Here is a 19,985-nt window from a genome sequence, read left to right on the forward strand (position 1 = left end):
TACCGATGAACAGGAAAATTGTTATTACAGCTGCTATCTTGGGAATGTTCGGGGTTATAGCAGGCGCCTTTGCCGCCCACGGCTTAAAACCAAAACTAACAGCTTATCAATTGGAGGTGTGGCACACCGCGGTACAATACCAGTTTTATCATGTTTTTGCACTGCTGTTCCTTTCTTTATTGCCTGCCGACCGTAAGTTTACAGGTACTGCATATTGGCTGTTCACGTTAGGCATAGTATTCTTTTCAGGTTCACTGTACCTGCTTGCTTGCCAGGATCTGCTGAACTTGCATATTGCTAATATAATTGGCCCTGTAACCCCGTTGGGCGGACTACTGTTCATAGGCGGTTGGGCAGCAATGGCCCTGGGAGCCTCCAGAGATAAATAAAATATGCTGGAGTTTGCCGATATACAGCATACCGACAGGGAGACCTTATTTGTGGAGGTCATCCTGCCTTTGGCTATATCCAAAAACTATACCTATAGGGTGCCTTTTCAATTGAACAATTCGGTTGCAGTCGGCAAAAGGGTAGTGGTGCAATTCGGCAAAAGTAAGTTGTATACTGCTATTATTGCCTCAGTTGGCAACCAGGCGCCGGAAAAATATGAGGCTAAATACCTGCTCGATATTTTAGATGACAGGCCCGTAGTAACCGGAAAGCAGCTGCAATTTTGGCAATGGCTTGCCGATTACTACCTGTGTAATATGGGTGAAGTGATGAATGCCGCCTTGCCGTCGGCCTTAAAGCTGGCCAGTGAAACCAAAATAGAACTGAACAAAGACTTCCAGGTTGATAAAAGCACCTTGCACGATAAGGAGTTCCTGATAACCGAGGCGCTTGAAATTCAAAATGAATTAACCGTCGGCGATATTGTAAAATTGCTTGGGCAAAAAACCGTAATGCCGATACTGAAGTCGATGTTCGAAAAGAACATCATCAATATTTCGGAAGAAGTAAGCGAACGTTACAAACCACGCAGGAAAACTTTCCTTACGCTAAACCCTGCCTACAACGATCCGGATAACCTGCGCGAACTTTTTCCCATCCTCGAAAAGCGCGCCCCTAAACAAGCGGATGCGTTACTGGCTTATATCAAACTGGCAAGAACACAGAAGACAATCTCAAAAAATGAACTCATAGAAGAAAGCGGGGCTGGTGATGCGAGCATCAGGTCGCTCATCGAAAAGGAAGTATTTATTGCTGAGGAAAAGAATGTAAGCCGCTTGTATTTTGACGAGGATGAGTTCTCGGATAATTTTCAATTAAGTGATTCCCAGGAAGAAGTATTAAGAGACATAAAGAATCAGTTTAATGAAAAGGATGTCGTGCTGCTGCATGGGGTTACTTCATCGGGCAAAACCCAGCTTTATATCCGGTTGATAGAAGAGGTAATTAATTCAGGAAAGCAGGTACTTTACCTATTGCCCGAGATCGCTTTAACTACCCACATTATCGAACGGCTGCGGCAATATTTCGGTAGTAGCATTGGTGTCTATCATTCCCGGTTTAATGACAATGAACGTGTCGAAGTTTGGCAAAAGGTGCTGAATCATGAATATAAAGTGATTCTTGGTGCGCGTTCGTCTGTTTTCCTGCCGTTTGCGGACCTGGGATTGATCATCGTGGACGAAGAACACGAGACCTCCTATAAACAGTTCGATCCGGCCCCGCGGTATAACGCACGCGACGCTGCGATCTATCTTGCTAATACTTATCATGGTAAAGTGTTGCTGGGTTCAGCTACGCCTTCGTTTGAATCGTATTACAACGCACGAATGCATAAGTACGGTTTCGCTGAATTGGCCGAACGCTTTGGCGGAGTTGAATTACCCAAAACAGAAGTAGTAAGCATTACCGAAGAGCTGAAAAAGAAAACCATGCAGTCGCATTTTACCAGTGTACTGATGGATGATATAAAGACTGCACTGGCTAATAAAGAGCAGGTGATTCTATTTCAGAATCGCCGCGGATATGCACCGCTGCTGATGTGCAAAGTGTGCGCTTATACACCCAAATGCATCAACTGTGATGTAAGCCTGACCTATCATAAAAGCAGCGGCAAATTGCATTGCCATTATTGCGGCTATAAGGAGGAAGCGCCATCCATTTGCCCGGCATGCGGCTCGACTCACCTGGAATATAAAGGTTTTGGTACGGAGAAGGTGGAGGATGAATTAAGTATCCTGCTGCCCGAAGCCCGGATAGCCCGCATGGACCTGGATACCACACGTTCAAGGAATTCTTTACAAAATATCCTGAACGACCTGGAAGAGAAAAAGATAGATATTTTGGTGGGCACTCAAATGGTAGCTAAGGGCCTGGACTTTTCAGACGTGACTGTGATCGGTATCATCAACGCTGATAGTTTATTAAAGTACCCCGACTATCATGCCAACGAGCGAAGCTTCCAGATGCTGGCGCAGGTAAGCGGCAGGGCCGGGCGAAGAGGAAAACAGGGTAAAGTAGTAATTCAAACTTACGACCCCAATCACCGGGTTATCAAACAGGTGATCGAAAACGATTACAAGGATCTGTATTTCACCGAAATGGAGGAGAGGAAAAGTTTTAAATACCCGCCTTTTTATCGCATTATCAATTTAGATATCAAACATAAGAGCCAGGATATACTGTTTAACCAGGCCGAGTACCTGGCAACAGAGCTGCGCAAAAACTTCGGCGACCGTGTCATCGGGCCCGAATACCCGCTGGTCAGCCGCATCCGCAATTACTATATCAAATCCATTATGCTCAAATTCGAGCGGGATGTGGAGTCCATCAACCGTGCTAAAGCTATTATCAAAGATGTGATCACTCAATTTCAAACAACTAAATTGAGCAAGGGGAGTGTTGTCCAGGCTGATGTTGATCCAATATGATCTTTTTGTCATTCTGAACGCAGTGAAGAATCTAATACCGGACTAATAGTTCTAAACATTCCTGTTCATACTGCATAAATCGTGCTAACTTTGTTGGCAAATGGCATATAAGTTCATAGACAATTACCGTGAAAAAGGCGCCCGCAAACGGTTGGTGGAGATATTAGAGAAAAAGGGCATCGAGGACAAGCAAATACTAAAAGCCATTGGTAAAGTTCCGCGTCATTTCTTTTTTGATGAAACTTTCTGGAACCAGGCTTACAAGGACATCGCTTTCCCGATAGGCGAGGAACAGACGATTTCACAACCTTACACTGTAGCCTATCAAACGCAGTTGCTGCATATCAAAAAGGGAGATAAGGTGCTGGAGATCGGTACAGGTTCAGGTTACCAGGCTTGCATACTAATGGAGCTTGGCGCCGATGTATATACTATAGAACGGCAGGAAAAATTATACCAACGCACTATACAGGTATTGCCTTACATGGGTTATAAGCCTAAATTCTTTTTAGGCGATGGCTCCCGGGGCATAAAAGAACATGCTCCCTATGATAAGATCATCGTAACCGCAGGCGCGCCCACTGTACCCGAAGAGCTATTAAAACAACTTAAAATTGGCGGTATCCTGGTAATACCGGTAGGTGATGAGGACAAACAGCAAATGGTGACGGTACTTAAAACAGCTGAAAATGATTACGAAAAACACGTGCTGGATACCTTCAGATTTGTGCCGCTGGTAGGGGATAAGGCCTGGTGATCAGTTTGCAGCTTGCCGTCGGCAGTTTGCAGCAATCCACCATCATGCTAACTCATAACTGCCAACTATCTTTTCATCGCTCTTTCCATCTCTACCTTAGTATCGCGTTCTTTCAAACTTTCGCGTTTATCGTAGGTTTTCTTGCCTTGTGCCAGGCCGATCTCTAATTTAGCAAAGCCACGTTCGCTTATAAATAAGGCCAATGGAACAATGGTCAGGCCTTTCTCCTCGCCACGAGTTTGCAGTTTTTTCAGCTCCTTTTTATTTAGCAATAACACCCGGTCGCGTTTGGCTTCGTGGTTGTAGAACGATCCGTACGAATATTCGGAGATATGCAGGTTGCGAACATATAACTGGCTATCGATAAAAGTACAAAAGGCATCATTCAGATTGGCCTTGCCCTCACGGATCGATTTTATTTCGGTGCCAAGTAATTTTATACCGGCAGTGTATTTGTCCAGTATGGCGTACTCAAAATAGGCGCGTTTGTTTTTTATGTAGATATCCTGGCTCATCGCAGTGCAAATATGCGAATTATTGCGGTTTTACCACCAATACCGGGATATTAACCTTATGGCGAACGGAGTTTACGGTGGTTCCGAATATCAGGTCTTTAAGCGCTTTATGCCCGTGCGACCCCATCACCAGGAATTCAATTTGCTCATCTTTCACAATTTGAGCGATGGATTTTGCCGGTCTGCCGAAACCGATCTTACTTTCGGCATGGTAACCCAATTCTTGCATGGAAGCGACGTATTTTTCCAGGTTATCCACATCGCTTTGCGTTTCATGGTCCATGGTGTCTGTTCCGTAATAGCGTGCGCCGGCTGTTTCAACTATGTGTATCAATTTGTAACGCGCTTTTTTCCCTCCCTGCATAATAGCATGCCTGATGCAGTCCTTGTCGTTTTTTGAAAAATCAATGGTAATGCCTATTGTTTTATAGGTTATCGGCGCAAGGTCGGTAATTGCTGTAGCTAAACCATGTGGCACCTGTGCAGGCATATCTTTATGTTTAAACAATAAAGGTCTCAAAAATACATATACTAACAACACGCCAACTGCTATTGTAATGGGTACCACCAAGCCGTAAATTAAAAATCCTGATTGCGGATAAGCTGCGGCCCAGTCTTTTAACTGATCTATCACCAGTTTTGCATTCAAACCCAATATCAGCAGGGCGCATCCCCAGGCTAATATTTTTACCCAGGTATTTATGGAGAATTGTCCCATCCGCTTGCGGTCCGAAACGAAATGGATAAGCGGTATTACCGCGAACCCTAATTGCAAACTTAGCACAACCTGGCTCAGGATAATGAGTTTTCCCAAACCTTCCTCGCCAAAATAGATAATGGTGAACATCGCCGGAACGATTGCCAGCAAGCGTGTAAGCAGTCGCCGCAGCCAGGGCTCGATACGAAGGTTGATATGCCCTTCCATAATGATCTGCCCGGCTAATGTCCCTGTAACCGTCGAACTTTGCCCCGATGCGATCAATGCTATCGCGAACAGAGTGGGAGCCACCTTGCCGAATATATGTTCCAGTAATTTATATGCGTCTTTTATCTCGGCGACCTCAAAATATCCGTTCCTGAAAAATGCACCGGCAGCTAATATTAATATGGCCGCATTTACGAAGAATGCCAGGTTCAGCGCAATGGTTGTATCGAACAGGTTGAACCTGATCGCAGTTCTGATACCCTCGTCGGTCTTGGTTATCCGCCGGGTTTGCACAAGCGACGAATGCAGGTACAAATTATGGGGCATTACCGTCGCCCCAATTATACCAATAGTGATATACAGCATTTGCTGCGTTGCATGATCGGATTTAAAAAGGTTCGACGGGATAAACCCTTTCGCTATCTCTTTAATTTCGGGTTGTACAATGAACATCTCCACCAGGAACGATACACCAATTATAAATATCATGGAGATGATGAATCCTTCCAGTTTACGCATGCCGCGGTTCATTAAAAACAGCATCAGGATGGTATCGGTTAGCGTAAGTGACACTCCCCATATCAGCGGCAGGTTGAAAAGCAGCTTCAGGCCGATGGCCATACCGATGATCTCGGCAAGATCGCAGGCTATAATGGCCACTTGCGCCAAAATATAAAGGCAAAAGTTAGCGAACCGTGGATAGGAGTTTTTTGAGGCCTGCGCCAAGTCGAGCCCCCGGACAATACCTAACCTGGCGGCTAATGACTGGAGCAGTAACGCCATAAGGTTAGAAACGAACAGAACCCATATCAGTTTATACCCGAACGCACTGCCGCCGGCAATATCAGTCGCCCAATTGCCCGGGTCCATATAGCCCACACTGATAAGGTATGCCGGACCGATGAAAGCAAGCATCCGTCGCCAGCCGGTTTTATTTTCAGTAGCGATAGAGCTATGAACGTTGCTTAATGATTGACCATGTTCGCTACTCATAAAGCTGCCAGCAAATTATTGGCTACCTCGCGGCTGATGTGGACCTTATTACCGTCCACCGCGAGGATCACCGAGTGATCGTAGGTGTTTATTTCAGTTATTTTTATTTTCTTTCCGATGATCAGCTGCATTTTTTCCAGGTATTGCAGGAAGGCCGCCGAATGTTCACGGACTCCTGATATTATTCCCACGCTATCAACGCCAAGCGACGAAACAGGTTTTAATTCGTGCGCTTTAAATTTACCATGCCGGTCGGGTATTGGGTCACCGTGCGGATCGTATTTTGGATGCCCCATAAATTCGTCCAGCCGGTCGACCAGCTCTCTGGACGAGATATGTTCCAGTTCTTCCGCCACATCGTGCACTTCGTCCCACTTAAAATTAAGTTTCTCCACCAGGAAATATTCCCAAAGCCGGTGTTTGCGGATAATACTTAATGCGATCTTTTCACCGGCTGGCGTGAGGGTTACGCCCTGGTATTTGGTGTAATTGATCAGTTCTTTTTCAGCCAGTTTTTTCAGCATATCTGTTACCGATGCGGCCTTAGTACTTAGCGAACCGGCGATCTGGTTTGTGCTGACGCTTTCCGACTGGATGGAAAGATGGTAAATGGCCTTTAAATAATTCTCTTCTGTGAATGTATTCATTTAAGCAAATCTAATAAAAAATTTAGATTAGTCTAAAAAAATATATAAAATTTATTTCGGTCTAAATTGTTTTAAAAGAAATTTTATTCTGTTGATTAAGGAAAAACTATATTTGTACCCATCATGGCTGCCGAACTCGACAAAATAGACCTGCAGATACTTAGAATTTTACAGGAAAACGGAAGGATAACCAATTTGCAGTTATCTAATGAAATTGGCTTATCTCCTGCACCCACCCTGGAGCGCGTTAGAAAACTGGAAAATGCAGAGTATATCAAAAGTTATCACGCACTGGTGGATGAGGAAAAACTGGGCCTGGGTATTAAGACTTTCATTCAGGTTTCGCTTGATTTTCACAAGAATAACACCATCCAGGTATTTTTGGACGAGATACAAAAGATCAAGGAAGTTACCGAATGCCACCATGTTACCGGTCAGTGCGATTTCCTGCTGAAGGTATATGTGAAGGACATCAAATCTTACGAACAACTTATCATGGAAAAGATCAGCCGCATCCCTGTGGTGAAAACCTTCCAAACCATGATGATCATGTCGACCAGCAAGAAAGAGCCGATAGTGCCGCTGGAATACTAATTGTTGATTTACTGAATTATTGAATGACTGAATATCAATAATTCGATAATTCAATCATTTAGTAATTGTTAATGTATCTGCCAGTCAATAGGTTTTCTGCCTTCCTTTTTTAAGATTTCGTTCGTTTTTGAAAATGGCTTTGAGCCAAAAAAACCCCTGTCGGCCGAAAATGGTGACGGATGCGGAGATTTGATGATGAAGTGTTTGGACTTATCGATCAGTTCGGCCTTAGCTTGGGCGTAAGCTCCCCACAGGATGAAAACGATCCCTTCTTTTTTGTCGGATATAGTCTTGATCACCTGGTCGGTAAATTCCTCCCACCCTTTTTTCTGGTGCGAAGCCGGGCTGCTGTCCCTGACAGTTAGTGTTGCATTGAGTAATAACACGCCTTGTTCAGCCCATTCTGTCAGGTCGCCGTGATTTGGGATAGTAAACCCCGGTATATCCGTAACAAGTTCCTTATAAATATTTTTCAGAGATGGTGGAGGACTGATTCCCTTTTGCACAGAAAAGGATAAACCGTGCGCCTGGTTTACACCATGATAAGGGTCCTGCCCAAGTATCACCACTTTCAGATCATCAAAAGGTGTTTGTTTAAATGCATTGAAAATATCGGTTCCTTTTGGATATATTTTATAACCCGCGTCCTTTTCCTGCTTAAGAAAAGCTTTGAGTTTGATCATATAATCTTTCTCAAATTCTTTGTGTAAAACTTTCAGCCAGGATGCTTCCAGATCAATCGCCATAAATATTTATACAGATGTTGGTTAAGACTACAAATAAACGGATATTTGCAATCTATTTTACAGTACATAAAATTATGTCAAATCTTGTTCGGCTTATTATTGCCTGCGTTGTTGCCGGAGCAGGTGTTACCCTTTGTGGCTTTGGTTTTTGGGGATGGGGAATATCGGTGTTTTTTATCGGGGGACTTATCCTGCTCACTTATTTCTTTAATGAAAATATGATCATAGCGCAGTTTTACCTGCGCAAAGAGAATTCGGAAAAAGCCGACCAATGGCTGGGAAAGATAACCGACTACGAAAAACAATTAAACAAAAACCAGCACGGCTACTATAACCTGTTGCTTGGTTTGATGGAATCACGAAAAGCGCCGTTAAAGTCAGAGAAATTTTTTAAGAAGGCCTTATCTCTGGGCATGAAAATGTCGCATAATATAGCATTGGCTAAATTGAGCCTGGCAGGTATAGCGATGGCTAAACGCAACAAACGTGAAGCACAGATGTACTTATCGGAAGCAAGTAAGGATGATAAAAATAAGCTGCTGGCCGACCAGATAAAAATGATGAAGGCCCAGATGGTACAAATGGATAAACAGCAGGCAGTACGCGGCGGATACCGCCAGTATTAAGTAAAAAAATAGGCTTTAAAAAGATGATTTTTAAAGCCTATTTCTCTTCTATAAAGCTGTAATAGTCCGGTTCAGATGATGAGTTCAACCTCGCCGGTACATATTTCTCAGCGGCCGGCAGGTGATCTTCCGAGGGATTCGCCACCTCAACTATTTTCAGTAAGCTTCTTATAAACGACAGGTCGAAAGTACTCCTGTTTAATTTGATAAGGTATTCGTTCTCAGTTATTTCTAATATCGAGTTAGTCATAATGTTTGCATAACTTGTGTAATTATAAAGTTATACAGACATTTTGATGCTAAAGTTTTATCAATTTTATGATTTTATTAACAAATTGTTAAGTAGATTATGGTTAATGGCTCATAGTTTATAGCAAAACTGCCATTTTACCATGATCTACGGGCCATAAGCTAATTAAACCAAGCCATCACCACTTCCTTTGACGGCATCGGAATGTCCAGCTTTAATTTTTTGCGCATACCGCCCATGTCATTATAAACCTTGTTTGGGTTGGCGGCTTTCAATTCTTCGACTGTATTAAAGCCCATTTTATTCAAAACAGGTACCCATTCGGCAAGCACGCCTATATTAATAAAATCATCAGCCGTGGCCACCCTCGCCTTCTTTTCGGGCCGCATTTGCGGGAAGAACAATACTTCCTGTATGGTGTGCTGGTTGGTTAGCAGCATCACCAAACGGTCTATACCGATACCCAGGCCCGATGTTGGCGGCATGCCGTATTCCAAAGCACGTAGAAAATCTTCGTCCATGGCCATGGCTTCTTCGTCGCCGCGACCGGCTAATGTCAATTGTTCTTCAAATCTTTCACGCTGATCTATAGGGTCGTTTAATTCCGAATAAGCATTTGCTATTTCCTTACCATTTACAAACAATTCAAACCGTTCAACCAAACCATCCTTGCTGCGGTGCTTTTTGGCCAACGGTGTCATTTCGATGGGGTAGTCGGTGATATAGGTTGGCTGTATCAGGTTAGCCTCCACTTTGGCGCCGAATATCTCGTCGATCAATTTGCCCTTGCCCATGGTGGCATCGGTTTCAATGCCGAGGTCCTTACAGGTATTTAATAAACCTGCCTCATCCATCGCCGAAACATCGATTCCGGTATATTTCTGGATCGACTCGTACATGGATAACCTTTCGTATGGCCCGGCAAAGCTGATCTCGTTATTTCCTACCTGCACAACAGGCACGCCATGTACGGCGCGTGTTACTTCTTCCAGGCAATTTTCCACCATCTCCATCATCCAGATATAGTCCTTATAGGCTACATAAATCTCCATTGAGGTAAACTCCGGGTTGTGTGTGCGGTCCATACCCTCGTTACGGAACATCTTGCCGAATTCATAAACCCCATCAAACCCGGCTACGATCAACCGTTTAAGGTACAATTCATTGGCGATACGGAGAAACAACTCCATATCCAGCGTATTGTGATGCGTTTTGAATGGCCTTGCCGCTGCGCCGCCATGTACAGGCTGCAGAATAGGCGTTTCCACCTCCATCCAGCCTTGTTTATTGAAGTAATCGCGCATAGTGCTGATCACTTTGGAGCGGTTAATAAATATCTGCTTAAACTCCGGGTTAACAGTAAGGTCGACATAACGCTGGCGGTAGCGCATTTCAGGATCTGTAAAGCCATCATGAATAGTCCCATCCTCTTCGCGCTTAACCACCGGCAATGGCTTTAACGATTTCGACAGAACGATGAGCTCACTAACATGCACGGATACTTCGCCGGTTTGGGTTATAAAAGCATAACCTTTAACGCCGATATAGTCGCCAATGTCCAGAAGCTTTTTGAACACCGTATTGTACATCGTTTTATCCTCACTGGGGCAGATATCATCGCGTTTCAGGTAAATCTGGATGCGCCCGGTTGAATCCTGTAGTTCGGCAAACGAGGCGCTGCCCATAATGCGGCGGGTCATGATGCGGCCGGCCAATACTACATTTTGATAGTTGCCGGCGTTGGCATTAAAATTATCCAATATATCCTGCGCAAAAGCAGTTATATTAAAAGCCTCGGCCGGGTAGGGGTTGATGCCCAAAGCACGAAGCTGTTGTAACGATTCGCGGCGTAAAATTTCCTGTTCGGATAGTGCAATACTCATGTATAAAACGGTGTTTCAATAAGGTTGCAAAAATAGCGTTTTTTAGTTAGAGAAACAGCCTGCCTGTTGGTTTCTTTGGAGGATAATGAACGGGTACCAGAAAGGCTTTGCGGGAAATCAATATACCACCGGAAATTCATAAAACCCGTCCAGTATCTTTTTTAATCCCGATCCGTCCCTGTTGATGCGGTAGATGCCAAACAGGCCGTAAGGGTAATCGGTATAGGACAAATAGATCGCCATACCATCATATGACCACGATGCGCCCAATATGGAGTTGGGCGTATTATTGTCGTAGGTAACGATCTTTTTTGAGTTCTTGCCGTCCGCATCACAAGTATACAGGCCGGTGCTGGTATCATACAATATTTTCCCAGCGTCGCGGGATATTCCCAAAAACTCCACGTCGGGTACCACTAAAGTAAGATTGTTGCCGTCCGGATCAACCGAGTAGATCCCCACGTGATGATGATCGCCGATGGCGTTGAAATATATTTTGCCATTGGCTCCCCAATGGATATTGGCTACCGCACCGTCATCGTTTGCAAAAAAAGTAAGGCGTTGCTCTGAAGTGCCACTTGCGCTGGCTACGTACACATCATAGTCATAAAGGCTGTCTACTTGTGCTTTGCCGTAGGATATTTGTTTGCCATCGGGTGAGAATGAGCCGTAATCGGCACGGTGCCCCTGGATGATAGTCCTGAAATTTCCTCCGGGAACGTCAATAATACACAAACTGCGGTCGCTATCGTCCTTGTTGCCGCGGGTATAAATAACCTTTGTACCGTCAAACGACCATGAGCCGCGATAGCTGTAATGGTCCGATTCAAATGGCGTTACTGCCGTGATACCAGTTCCGTCCAGCTTGGCATAGTATAGTGTGGTGTAGGCACTTGGGGCATTAGAATGACCGTTATTAAATTCCTCGTCGGCAGTAAACAGAACATAGGTTCCGAATGATGTCTGGGGAGTTTCGGGGATAACCTTTTTGTCCTTATGGCATGAAAATAAGGCACTTAATAAAATTATCAGCACTAAATACTTCAAATTTTTATACATAGCGCTTTTTCTTTAATATTTTTTCGCTATAGCCTAGTCTGCCTCTGCTTCCTGCAAATACATTTGGTCAATAGCGTCGGCATATTTCTTTTCTATCACCTTTCTTTTGGCCTTCATGGTTGGTGTTACTTCCCCATCATCCATACTGAAAGGTGTACGTTTAACTTTAAAGTTTTTTATTCGCTCAAACTTGGCAAGTTCGTTTGAAAGTCGCTTAATATCCTGGCCTATCCAATCGATGATCTCCTTCTCCTCGATAAACATTACGGGCTGTTCGAAAAACTCGTTGCTTAGGTTAAAAGTTTCCTGCAATATTTCCCGGGCTGGTACCACAATAGCTGTTATATATTCGCGCTTGTCGCCCACCAGGAATACCTGTTCTATTTTCGAACTCTTTAAATAAGTATTCTCTACCGGGGTAGGATAGATGTTTTTACCATAAGCATTTACCAGCATATTTTTGAGACGGTCGGTGATTTGCAGGTTGCCTTTAAAAAAACGGCCAATATCACCGGTATGAAACCAGCCATCCGGGTCGATAACGGTTGCCGTTTCTTGTGGTTTGTTCCAATAACCTTTCATTACACAATGTCCGCGCACAATGATCTCTCCTTCTTCCGACTGAAAATCCTCCTTGAAAGTATTATGGGTTTGAACGGTGTAAATCTCTTTGGTGTCAACATTCTGAATACCCACTTCTATCCGTGGAATAATTCGGCCAACCGTGCCATAAATCACCCGTTCGTTTTCGGTAACGGCCATTACCGGCGAGGTCTCTGTCAACCCAAAACCTTCTAATACTTTAATGCCCAGGTCGCCAAAAAATTCACCAATATTTTTAGGTAACGCGCCTCCGCCGGATATCAGGAATTTCAGTCTGCCGCCAGTGCGCTCTTTTATTTTGCTGAATACCAGTTTTTCGGCAATTTTTTGTTGCTGCCTAAGTACAATGTTTGGCTTTTTGCCACTTTCCAGCACCAACCTGTGTTTGCGGCCAATACCAAGCGCCCAAAGGAATATCCTGGTTTTTGCGCCGCCCGCCGAAGTCCCGTTCTTCATTGCCCGGTCGTGTATCCGTTCCAGTAAGCGTGGTACGCAGCACATGATGGTAGGCTTAACTTCGCCCATGTTTTTGGCCAGCAGGTCAAGACTTTGCGAGAATGCAATGGTGCAACCTTCAAACAGGCAAATATGATAGGTGGCGGTGCGCTCAAAAACGTGCGAAAGCGGTAAAAACGAAAGGAACTTGTCTGTTTTCTCCAGCACCTGTATTTGTTCCAGGCTGGCCCGTACATTTTCTGTCAGGTTGAAATGGGTTAACATTACACCCTTGGGAGTACCGGTTGTGCCTGATGTATAAATAAGGCAGGACAGGTCTGACGGCAGGATAGCTTCACGGGCACTGTTGATGGCCGGCCGATATTGTTCCACTATCTTACGTCCCTCTTCTATAATACCATTTATACAGGTAATGCCCGGGTTGAATTTGTTGCCCCGGTCGGCATATTTTTCCATTTCATCAAAGCCGAGGATGATCCGGATAAGGTCGGGGCAGTTGTTGGCAACCCGGTATACCTTCCTCATCAGAAAAGGCGTGCCAACAAGAATAGTTTTTGCGCCCGAGTCATTCAGTATATATTCTATTTCCGTTTCTGAAAGGGTGGGATAGATGGAAGTGTTAACAGCTCCTATTTGTTGCAGCGCCTGGTCGTAATAAACATAATCCGGACCGTTGTCAATGAGCAGGGCCAGGCGGTCGCCTTTTTTTACGCCAATTTCCAGGAACCAGGCCGATATGGCATCAATTTTTTCAATGGCCTCTTTGTAAGAAATTTCAACCCAGTCTTCTTTTACTTTATGAACAAGGAATGGATGCGTTTCGGGATGGATATTCGCGACAACATTGCGTATCAAGTCAGGTACGGTCTTTCGCTCAGCTACAGAACTCATTAAAATTTATAATTGATTACAAGGATAAATATATTAAAAAATGATTACACCGATATGCTTTTCAGAACATCGGTGTAATCAAAAATAAATCGGTGTAATCCGAAAATATTATACTGAGAAACTCTCGCCGCATCCGCAGGTGCGCGATGCGTTCGGGTTGTGGAAGTTAAAACCTTTGCCATTTAAGCCATCGCTAAAATCAAGCTCGGTGCCGGCAAGGTAAAGGAACGATTTCATATCAAGCGCCATACGGATACCTCTATCCTCGAAAAACTGATCGCCTTTTTTTTCTTCGTTATCAAAATCAAGATTGTATGATAACCCCGAGCAACCACCACCCTTCACCGATACACGAAGGAAATAGGAGGCATCAAGCCCCGCATCCTGCATCAGGTGATCTATCTTACTTTTTGCTTTATCAGTTATAGTTACCATTGTAGTCAATTGTCAATAGTGAATGGGGAGTAAATGGCAATTCACCATTCATTACTCACTATTCACCAATTTTAGTGGTGTGCTTTTTCCGCTTCTATTGGAGCCATGCCATTTTTAACGCGGTAATCGTTAATAGCTGCCTTGATAGCATCTTCTGCCAACACCGAGCAGTGAATTTTTACCGGCGGCAATGCCAGTTCTTCAACAATATCCATATTGTCAATTTTCATCGCATCGTCTATCGACTTGCCTTTAAGCCACTCGGTAGCTAATGATGAAGAGGCAATAGCCGAACCGCAGCCAAATGTTTTGAACTTAGCATCGGTGATCACGTTATTGTCATCAACCTGGATCTGCAGGCGCATTACGTCGCCGCACTCAGGTGCTCCTACCAAACCTGTGCCCACTTTTGCACTGCTCTTGTCCAAAGTGCCCACGTTGCGGGGGTTTGTGTAGTGATCGATTACTTTATCTGAATAAGCCATAGCTTTAAATTATTGAAATAGTGATTTAATGAATTATTTGAATCTGCATCCAAAACCCGTTGTTATTTATATTGAAACTACATCTGCACATTCGCACATCTGTAATTAATGTTCCGCCCACTCTATTTTGCTCAGATCCACGCCTTCCTTAAACATTTCCCAAAGCGGTGAAAGTTCGCGCAGGTGCAATACGGATTTCCTGGTGACTTCAATAGCGTAATCGACTTCTTCTTCGGTAGTAAACCTTCCCAAACCAAAACGTATCGAAGAGTGTGCCAGGTCGTCCGACAGGCCCAAGCTTTTTAATACATACGATGGTTCAAGCGAAGCTGATGTACATGCAGACCCTGACGATACTGCCAGGTCCTTCATGGCCATCATCAAACCTTCACCTTCCACATATTTAAAGGATATATTAGCGACATGTGGTAAGCGATGTTCCTGGTTCCCATTTACATAGCTTTCTTCCAATACGGTTAACTCTGCCTGTAATCTATCACGTAATGCGGATAAACGTTTTGCTTCGCTTTCCATTTCCTGTGCGCATAATTCGCATGCCTTACCAAAACCTACAATACCCGGTACATTTAAAGTACCCGAGCGCATACCGCGCTCGTGACCGCCACCGTCCATTTGGGCGGTAACTTTTACCCTTGGTCCTTTACGGCGAACGTATAATGCACCTACACCTTTAGGCCCATATATTTTATGCGCCGAAAAAGCCAGCAGATCAATACCATCTGCGTTTACATCAACTGGTATTTTACCTACTGCCTGCGTAGCATCTGTCATAAATAAGGCGCCGGATTTATGTGCAATGGCAGCTATCTCTTTTACTGGCTGTATTACGCCTATTTCGTTGTTGCCATACATAATAGATACCAGGATGGTTTCCGGTGTCATAGCTGCTTCCAATTCAGCCAGGTCGATCATGCCATCTTCCTTAACACCAAGGTAAGTTACCCTTCCGCCAAGTTTCTCAACATGGTGGCAGGTATCTAAAACCGCCTTATGTTCGGTAACTACAGTAATAATGTGATTGCCTTTTTCCTTATACATTTCAAAAACACCCTTGATAGCCAGGTTGTCCGCTTCGGTGGCGCCGGAAGTAAAAATTATCTCTTTTTCGTTTGCACCTATCAATTTGGCCACTTGCTCGCGGGCGTAGTCAACGGCTTCTTCAGCTACCCATCCAAACGCATGATTGCGGCTGGCGGCATTGCCGAATTTTTGATTGAAATAAGGCAACATTGCATCCAGTACCCGTGGGTCCATGGGTGTCGTTGCATTATTATCGAGGTATATTGGCAGATCCATATCGTAATTTTATTAACAATACAAAGATACGCAAAGTTTTTATTTATAATCATTCAAAACAAAGGGGAATAATCAGAAAAACGTAATTATTTGCAATATTTGGGAATGAGAAAGATCGAGCACATCGGGATTGCCGTCAATAGTATAGCCGATGCAGGCAAGATATATGAAGTGCTATTGAACACTTCCGTGTATAAAATTGAAGATGTTGAATCCGAGGGAGTTAAAACGGCATTCTTAAAATCAGGCCCAAATAAAATAGAATTGCTTGAATCTTCTTCGCCGGATAGCCCCATCACCAAATTTATCGAAAAAAGGGGAGAGGGCATTCATCATATAGCCTTTGACGTTGAGGATATTGAAGCCGAAATGGCACGTCTGAAGGGCTTAGGTTTTGTCCTTTTAAATGACAAACCTAAATCCGGCGCAGATAATAAACTAGTATGTTTCGTCCATCCAAAAAGCGTTAATGGCGTCTTGATAGAGCTTTGCCAGGAGATTAAATAATAACTTCTCCTTATAATCCGCTTGCCTGTGCGATAAGGTTATTGCCCGAATCGGCTATATATACAGTATATGATGCTGTGTTGACGGCAACGCCGTTCGGACGTACAACCGATAATGGCCCGGGTGTTCCAACGTTCCTGTTATATTCAACAATGTTATAGCCTTTCGTGTAGGCGGCTATATCAAATCCGCTAATTCCGGTAACATTTCCTTCGGGGGTTATTTTGCTGACATGTCCGCCAAAAGCTTCGGTGACGTACAAGTTTCCATTTGTTCCCATAGTGATAGCATCAGGAAAATTAAAGCTCGCCAGGGTGCCGGCCCCGTTGAAAGATGTTGCATGACCGCTGCCCGCAAAGGTACTTACCATTCCCGACGCTTCTATTTTCCTTACCAGGTTGTTTCCGGCATCGGCTACGTATAAATTACCCGCTGCATCTAAAGCAAGTCCCTGCGGAATATTGAAAGTGGCATTTGCGCCCATACCATTTGCATTTCCCAGGGCAATTTTTCCGGCAAGGGTTGAAACGGTCCCATCCGGTGTTATCCTTCTGATCAGATCGTTGCCTGTATCTGACACATATATATTCCCATTTTTATCTACTGCGATGCCCTGTGGGAAATTAAAACTCGCAGCGGTGCCTTTCCCATCAGCATGTCCAATGTTTCCGCTGCCTGCCAGGGTTGAAACCGTGCCGTCTGGTGTTATTTTCCTGATCAGGTTATTTGCGGCATCTGCAACGTAGATCGTATTGGACGCGTCAATAAAAAGCGCTTCCGGCAAATTAAAGCTGGCTAAAGCACCCTTGCCATCGGCCGCCCCAACAGAACCGCTGCCTGCAATAAGAGTAACGTCGCCTGTCGCAGTTATCATTTTTATGGTATTGGTAGCAACATCCGCTATATATAAATTCCCGTTGGCCCCAATCATCATCCCCGTTGTTGGATATTGAGCCGCGTGGTTGCCGGCATTATAAACTATGGCGGGATTTGTATCTGCATTGGAAGGAGCAGGGCTTTGCTTATTAGAGCAACCGGCAAGACCGATCAAAGCTGCAACAGCAAATGAGTTAAAGACAAATTTAATGGTTGATTTCATAGCGAATAAGGTTAGCAAATCAGGGATATGTATAAAGATAAGTATAATAAAACAAATTATCAACTATTTAATTAGTTTTTTGAACAGCCGGCAAATCTACATTTGTAAAATCGCCTATCTTGCTCAAGTCCAATACTATACGCCCATCTTCATCCCGGTCAAAGGTGGGCTTGAATTTGGCCCCCCAAACCAGGTCGCTATGCTGGTAGGATGTCCGCGAATGAACGGTTTGTGAGAAGGTGTCGTCAAATGCTTTTAGCAGCACCGCAAATGTCGCCTGCGATTTTTGAAGGTCATCCGGTGTCATGTCCTTCAGCGGGCTTTTGTCATTCAACGGATGGACAACTGTCCAGTTAAGAGTCAAAATACTTACATTTCTTCGCTCAAGTTCAAGCTGGTAAAACCGACGCATGATCTTGCCGCCTACATCTTCGTTAAACGAAAAGATAACTTCTATATCCAGGTCTATGAGTGTATTTCTACGCAGGTTGGCCAGGCGAAACATTAATCCATGGTGATCTTCCATATAAGGGGCTACCAATAGGTTGCCGCTGTAAGTGATCTTAGCCGATGGCCTCGAAAAACGCCCGTAAAGCAACCCGGTAGCTAAAGCAAACGCTAACAGGCCCATCATCGATTCGAGAGCAGCTACGCTGTTTGTCGCCATTCCTTTCGGACTGATGTGCCCATAACCAACCGTTGAAATGGTTTGTGCCGAGAAAAAGAAGGCATCCCAAAAATGCTCAAATGTATTTGTGCCTTCGGCGCCATTGAGGTACTGTACCCCTATCGCTAAATAGATAGAAGCAAATACAATATTGATAGCCAGGTAACAGGCAAGTATAAGCAGCCAGAATTTACCCCATTTCATGGTTATCAGCTTATGATAATTATCGTAAGGCCTGAAAACCGGCAGACCGACGCGTTTGACATTGACAGAACCATCCTGTTTGATCAGTGGCTGACTTTTGATAACCGGCTGTGAACCAAAACCGAGGTCGTCTTCGGGATTATATTTTTGTTTTTTGATGGGCATTTCTGAATTATTGGTTGATTAAGCTGGACTATGTTGATTAAATTGGTTCAGAAATTAACTAAATCAACTCAATAAACCACTTAACCTAATCAACTTACACCAAAAATATCATTCCCCTTGCTTTTAGTAAAAACTATTTCCATATTTGTGCCATAACAATGAAAAATACATTAAACAACAACTGGTGGTGGCTTAACGAGTAATCGTAAGGCAGTCCTGTTTTTGTTTGAAAAAAATATATGCAGAGGGTTGCCGCAAGGCAACCCTTTTTTTATGCTCAATTAACATGAAAGCAATACTTAACCACCTTTTTGAAAATAAGACATTCACCCGTGAGCAGTCAAGGGAGATACTGACCAATATTGCGAAAGGGCAGTACAACAATTCGCAAATGGCTGCTTTTATGACAGCTTATTGCATGCGCAGTATCACTGTGGACGAATTGGAAGGTTTCCGTGATGCGATGCTTGATTTGTGCTTGGAAGCTAATCTCGGCACCAATGACGTGGTGGACCTTTGTGGCACCGGCGGCGACGGAAAGGATACTTTTAATATATCTACCCTAGCATCGTTCGTTGTTGCCGGGGCAGGATACAAAGTCGCCAAGCATGGTAATTACGGCGTTTCGTCTGGCTGCGGATCGTCCAACGTTATCGAGTTTCTTGGATACCAGTTCACCAACGATACAGATCACCTGAAGAAAAATATAGATAAGGCCAATATTTGTTTCCTGCACGCGCCGCTGTTTCATCCGGCTATGAAAACCGTTGCGCCCATACGCCGCGAACTGGGTGTGAAAACCTTCTTTAATATGCTCGGGCCGATGGTGAACCCCGCAAAACCGAAAAATCAGATGGTAGGCGTATTTAGTTTGGAACTGGCGCGGATGTATGCCTACCTCTACCAGAAATCAGATGTAAAATATACCATTCTGAATGCTTTGGACGGTTATGACGAAGTTTCGCTTACCGGCGACTTTAAAACATTCTCCGCTGAAGGCGAAAAGATAAATACAATAGAAGCTCTTGGATTTGAAAAGCTTAAACCATACGAAATAATGGGCGGAAGTACTGTTAAAGATTCAGCTAATATATTTATGAGTGTTTTGAATAATGAATCGACACCGGCACAAGCGAATGTGGTTTTATGCAATGCGGCCATCGCTATACGGACAATAAACCCAGATAAAACATTCGGCGACTGTTTTTATGAGGCCGAGGAGTCCCTGTTGAATAAAAAGGCTTTGAAAAGCTTTAATAGTTTAATTAGCAGTAATTAAGTG

20 protein-coding genes are annotated in these 19,985 nt (G+C 44.0%); 7 read left to right on the top strand and 13 right to left on the bottom strand.

The genetic code is table 11. The features are described from left to right. The first annotated feature begins 5 nt into the window (after positions 1-5). The 3 genes from VL525_RS10190 (at position 6) to VL525_RS10200 (ending at position 3,636) form a co-directional block, all read left to right on the top strand. Positions 6-389 carry a DUF423 domain-containing protein gene (locus tag VL525_RS10190; protein ID WP_325386058.1) on the top strand — a complete coding sequence of 128 codons (384 nt, stop codon included), beginning with the start codon at positions 6-8 and terminating at the stop codon, positions 387-389. A 3-nt stretch (positions 390-392) separates the two neighbouring features. Further along, positions 393-2,879 (top strand): replication restart helicase PriA, encoded by a 2,487-nt coding sequence (priA, locus tag VL525_RS10195; RefSeq protein ID WP_325386060.1) that lies wholly within the window; start codon positions 393-395, stop codon positions 2,877-2,879. A gap of 100 nt (positions 2,880-2,979) precedes the next feature. Continuing rightward, complete coding sequence (locus tag VL525_RS10200; RefSeq protein WP_325386062.1) at positions 2,980-3,636, top strand: protein-L-isoaspartate(D-aspartate) O-methyltransferase; 657 nt, start codon at positions 2,980-2,982, stop codon at positions 3,634-3,636. Positions 3,637-3,701: 65 nt separating this feature from the next. On the opposite strand, the gene smpB is transcribed toward VL525_RS10200, so the two are convergent. Genes smpB through VL525_RS10215 form a run of 3 tightly spaced genes read right to left on the bottom strand, consistent with a single transcriptional unit; the run spans position 3,702 to position 6,716 of the window. Further along, positions 3,702-4,151 carry an SsrA-binding protein SmpB gene (gene smpB / locus VL525_RS10205; RefSeq protein WP_325386064.1) on the bottom strand — a complete coding sequence of 150 codons (450 nt, stop codon included), beginning with the start codon at positions 4,149-4,151 and terminating at the stop codon, positions 3,702-3,704. A gap of 19 nt (positions 4,152-4,170) precedes the next feature. Further along, entirely contained in the window at positions 4,171-6,069 is a 1,899-nt protein-coding gene (locus VL525_RS10210; protein ID WP_325386066.1) for an Nramp family divalent metal transporter, read from the bottom strand. Beyond that, positions 6,066-6,716 carry a metal-dependent transcriptional regulator gene (locus VL525_RS10215; protein ID WP_325386068.1) on the bottom strand — a complete coding sequence of 217 codons (651 nt, stop codon included), beginning with the start codon at positions 6,714-6,716 and terminating at the stop codon, positions 6,066-6,068. Before VL525_RS10215 ends, VL525_RS10210 begins: the two co-directional genes overlap by 4 nt. A 123-nt stretch (positions 6,717-6,839) precedes the next feature. Here VL525_RS10215 and VL525_RS10220 point away from each other — a divergent pair, with 123 nt between their 5' ends. Beyond that, positions 6,840-7,310 carry an Lrp/AsnC family transcriptional regulator gene (locus tag VL525_RS10220; protein ID WP_325386070.1) on the top strand — a complete coding sequence of 157 codons (471 nt, stop codon included), beginning with the start codon at positions 6,840-6,842 and terminating at the stop codon, positions 7,308-7,310. A 68-nt stretch (positions 7,311-7,378) separates the two neighbouring features. Here the strand turns inward: VL525_RS10220 and ung are convergent, their stop codons facing one another. Further along, positions 7,379-8,056 carry a uracil-DNA glycosylase gene (gene ung, locus VL525_RS10225; RefSeq protein ID WP_325386072.1) on the bottom strand — a complete coding sequence of 226 codons (678 nt, stop codon included), beginning with the start codon at positions 8,054-8,056 and terminating at the stop codon, positions 7,379-7,381. A 74-nt stretch (positions 8,057-8,130) separates the two neighbouring features. Here ung and VL525_RS10230 point away from each other — a divergent pair, with 74 nt between their 5' ends. Then, positions 8,131-8,682 carry a DUF2892 domain-containing protein gene (locus VL525_RS10230; protein ID WP_325386074.1) on the top strand — a complete coding sequence of 184 codons (552 nt, stop codon included), beginning with the start codon at positions 8,131-8,133 and terminating at the stop codon, positions 8,680-8,682. Between the two features lie 37 nt (positions 8,683-8,719). Here the strand turns inward: VL525_RS10230 and VL525_RS10235 are convergent, their stop codons facing one another. The 7 genes from VL525_RS10235 to VL525_RS10265 all read right to left on the bottom strand — a co-directional run bounded on the left by VL525_RS10235 (position 8,720) and on the right by VL525_RS10265 (position 16,061). Next, positions 8,720-8,932, bottom strand: coding sequence for a hypothetical protein (locus VL525_RS10235; protein WP_325386076.1), 213 nt, complete (start codon positions 8,930-8,932; stop codon positions 8,720-8,722). Between the two features lie 161 nt (positions 8,933-9,093). Beyond that, on the bottom strand, positions 9,094-10,815 hold the full coding sequence (gene lysS, locus VL525_RS10240; RefSeq protein ID WP_325386078.1) for a lysine--tRNA ligase: 1,722 nt from the start codon (positions 10,813-10,815) through the stop codon (positions 9,094-9,096). A 117-nt stretch (positions 10,816-10,932) separates the two neighbouring features. Continuing rightward, positions 10,933-11,874 (bottom strand): hypothetical protein, encoded by a 942-nt coding sequence (locus tag VL525_RS10245; protein WP_325386080.1) that lies wholly within the window; start codon positions 11,872-11,874, stop codon positions 10,933-10,935. A gap of 33 nt (positions 11,875-11,907) precedes the next feature. Then, complete coding sequence (locus VL525_RS10250; RefSeq protein WP_325386082.1) at positions 11,908-13,824, bottom strand: long-chain fatty acid--CoA ligase; 1,917 nt, start codon at positions 13,822-13,824, stop codon at positions 11,908-11,910. A 108-nt stretch (positions 13,825-13,932) separates the two neighbouring features. Further along, positions 13,933-14,259: an iron-sulfur cluster assembly accessory protein gene (locus VL525_RS10255; RefSeq protein WP_325386084.1), complete on the bottom strand. Its 327-nt coding sequence runs from the start codon at positions 14,257-14,259 to the stop codon at positions 13,933-13,935. 71 nt (positions 14,260-14,330) lie between these two features. Continuing rightward, a complete protein-coding gene (gene iscU / locus VL525_RS10260; RefSeq protein ID WP_325386086.1) occupies positions 14,331-14,744 on the bottom strand; it encodes a Fe-S cluster assembly scaffold IscU in 414 nt (137 codons plus the stop codon). 105 nt (positions 14,745-14,849) lie between these two features. Continuing rightward, positions 14,850-16,061 (bottom strand): IscS subfamily cysteine desulfurase, encoded by a 1,212-nt coding sequence (locus VL525_RS10265; RefSeq protein WP_325386088.1) that lies wholly within the window; start codon positions 16,059-16,061, stop codon positions 14,850-14,852. 105 nt (positions 16,062-16,166) lie between these two features. Here VL525_RS10265 and mce point away from each other — a divergent pair, with 105 nt between their 5' ends. Next, positions 16,167-16,568: a methylmalonyl-CoA epimerase gene (mce, locus tag VL525_RS10270; RefSeq protein ID WP_325386090.1), complete on the top strand. Its 402-nt coding sequence runs from the start codon at positions 16,167-16,169 to the stop codon at positions 16,566-16,568. A 10-nt stretch (positions 16,569-16,578) separates the two neighbouring features. Here mce and VL525_RS10275 read toward each other — a convergent pair whose 3' ends face one another. Together VL525_RS10275 and VL525_RS10280 are read right to left on the bottom strand one after the other, a co-directional pair. Next, positions 16,579-17,667, bottom strand: a complete 1,089-nt coding sequence (locus VL525_RS10275; protein ID WP_325386092.1) for an SBBP repeat-containing protein — start codon at positions 17,665-17,667, stop codon at positions 16,579-16,581. A gap of 67 nt (positions 17,668-17,734) precedes the next feature. Then, complete coding sequence (locus VL525_RS10280) at positions 17,735-18,703, bottom strand: ion channel (RefSeq protein ID WP_325386096.1); 969 nt, start codon at positions 18,701-18,703, stop codon at positions 17,735-17,737. A 286-nt stretch (positions 18,704-18,989) separates the two neighbouring features. Here VL525_RS10280 and trpD point away from each other — a divergent pair, with 286 nt between their 5' ends. Continuing rightward, positions 18,990-19,982, top strand: coding sequence for an anthranilate phosphoribosyltransferase (gene trpD / locus VL525_RS10285; RefSeq protein WP_325386098.1), 993 nt, complete (start codon positions 18,990-18,992; stop codon positions 19,980-19,982). Positions 19,983-19,985 lie beyond the last annotated feature (3 nt).

The organism is Mucilaginibacter sp., assembly GCF_035492695.1.
Classification (GTDB): Bacteria; Bacteroidota; Bacteroidia; order Sphingobacteriales; family Sphingobacteriaceae; genus Mucilaginibacter.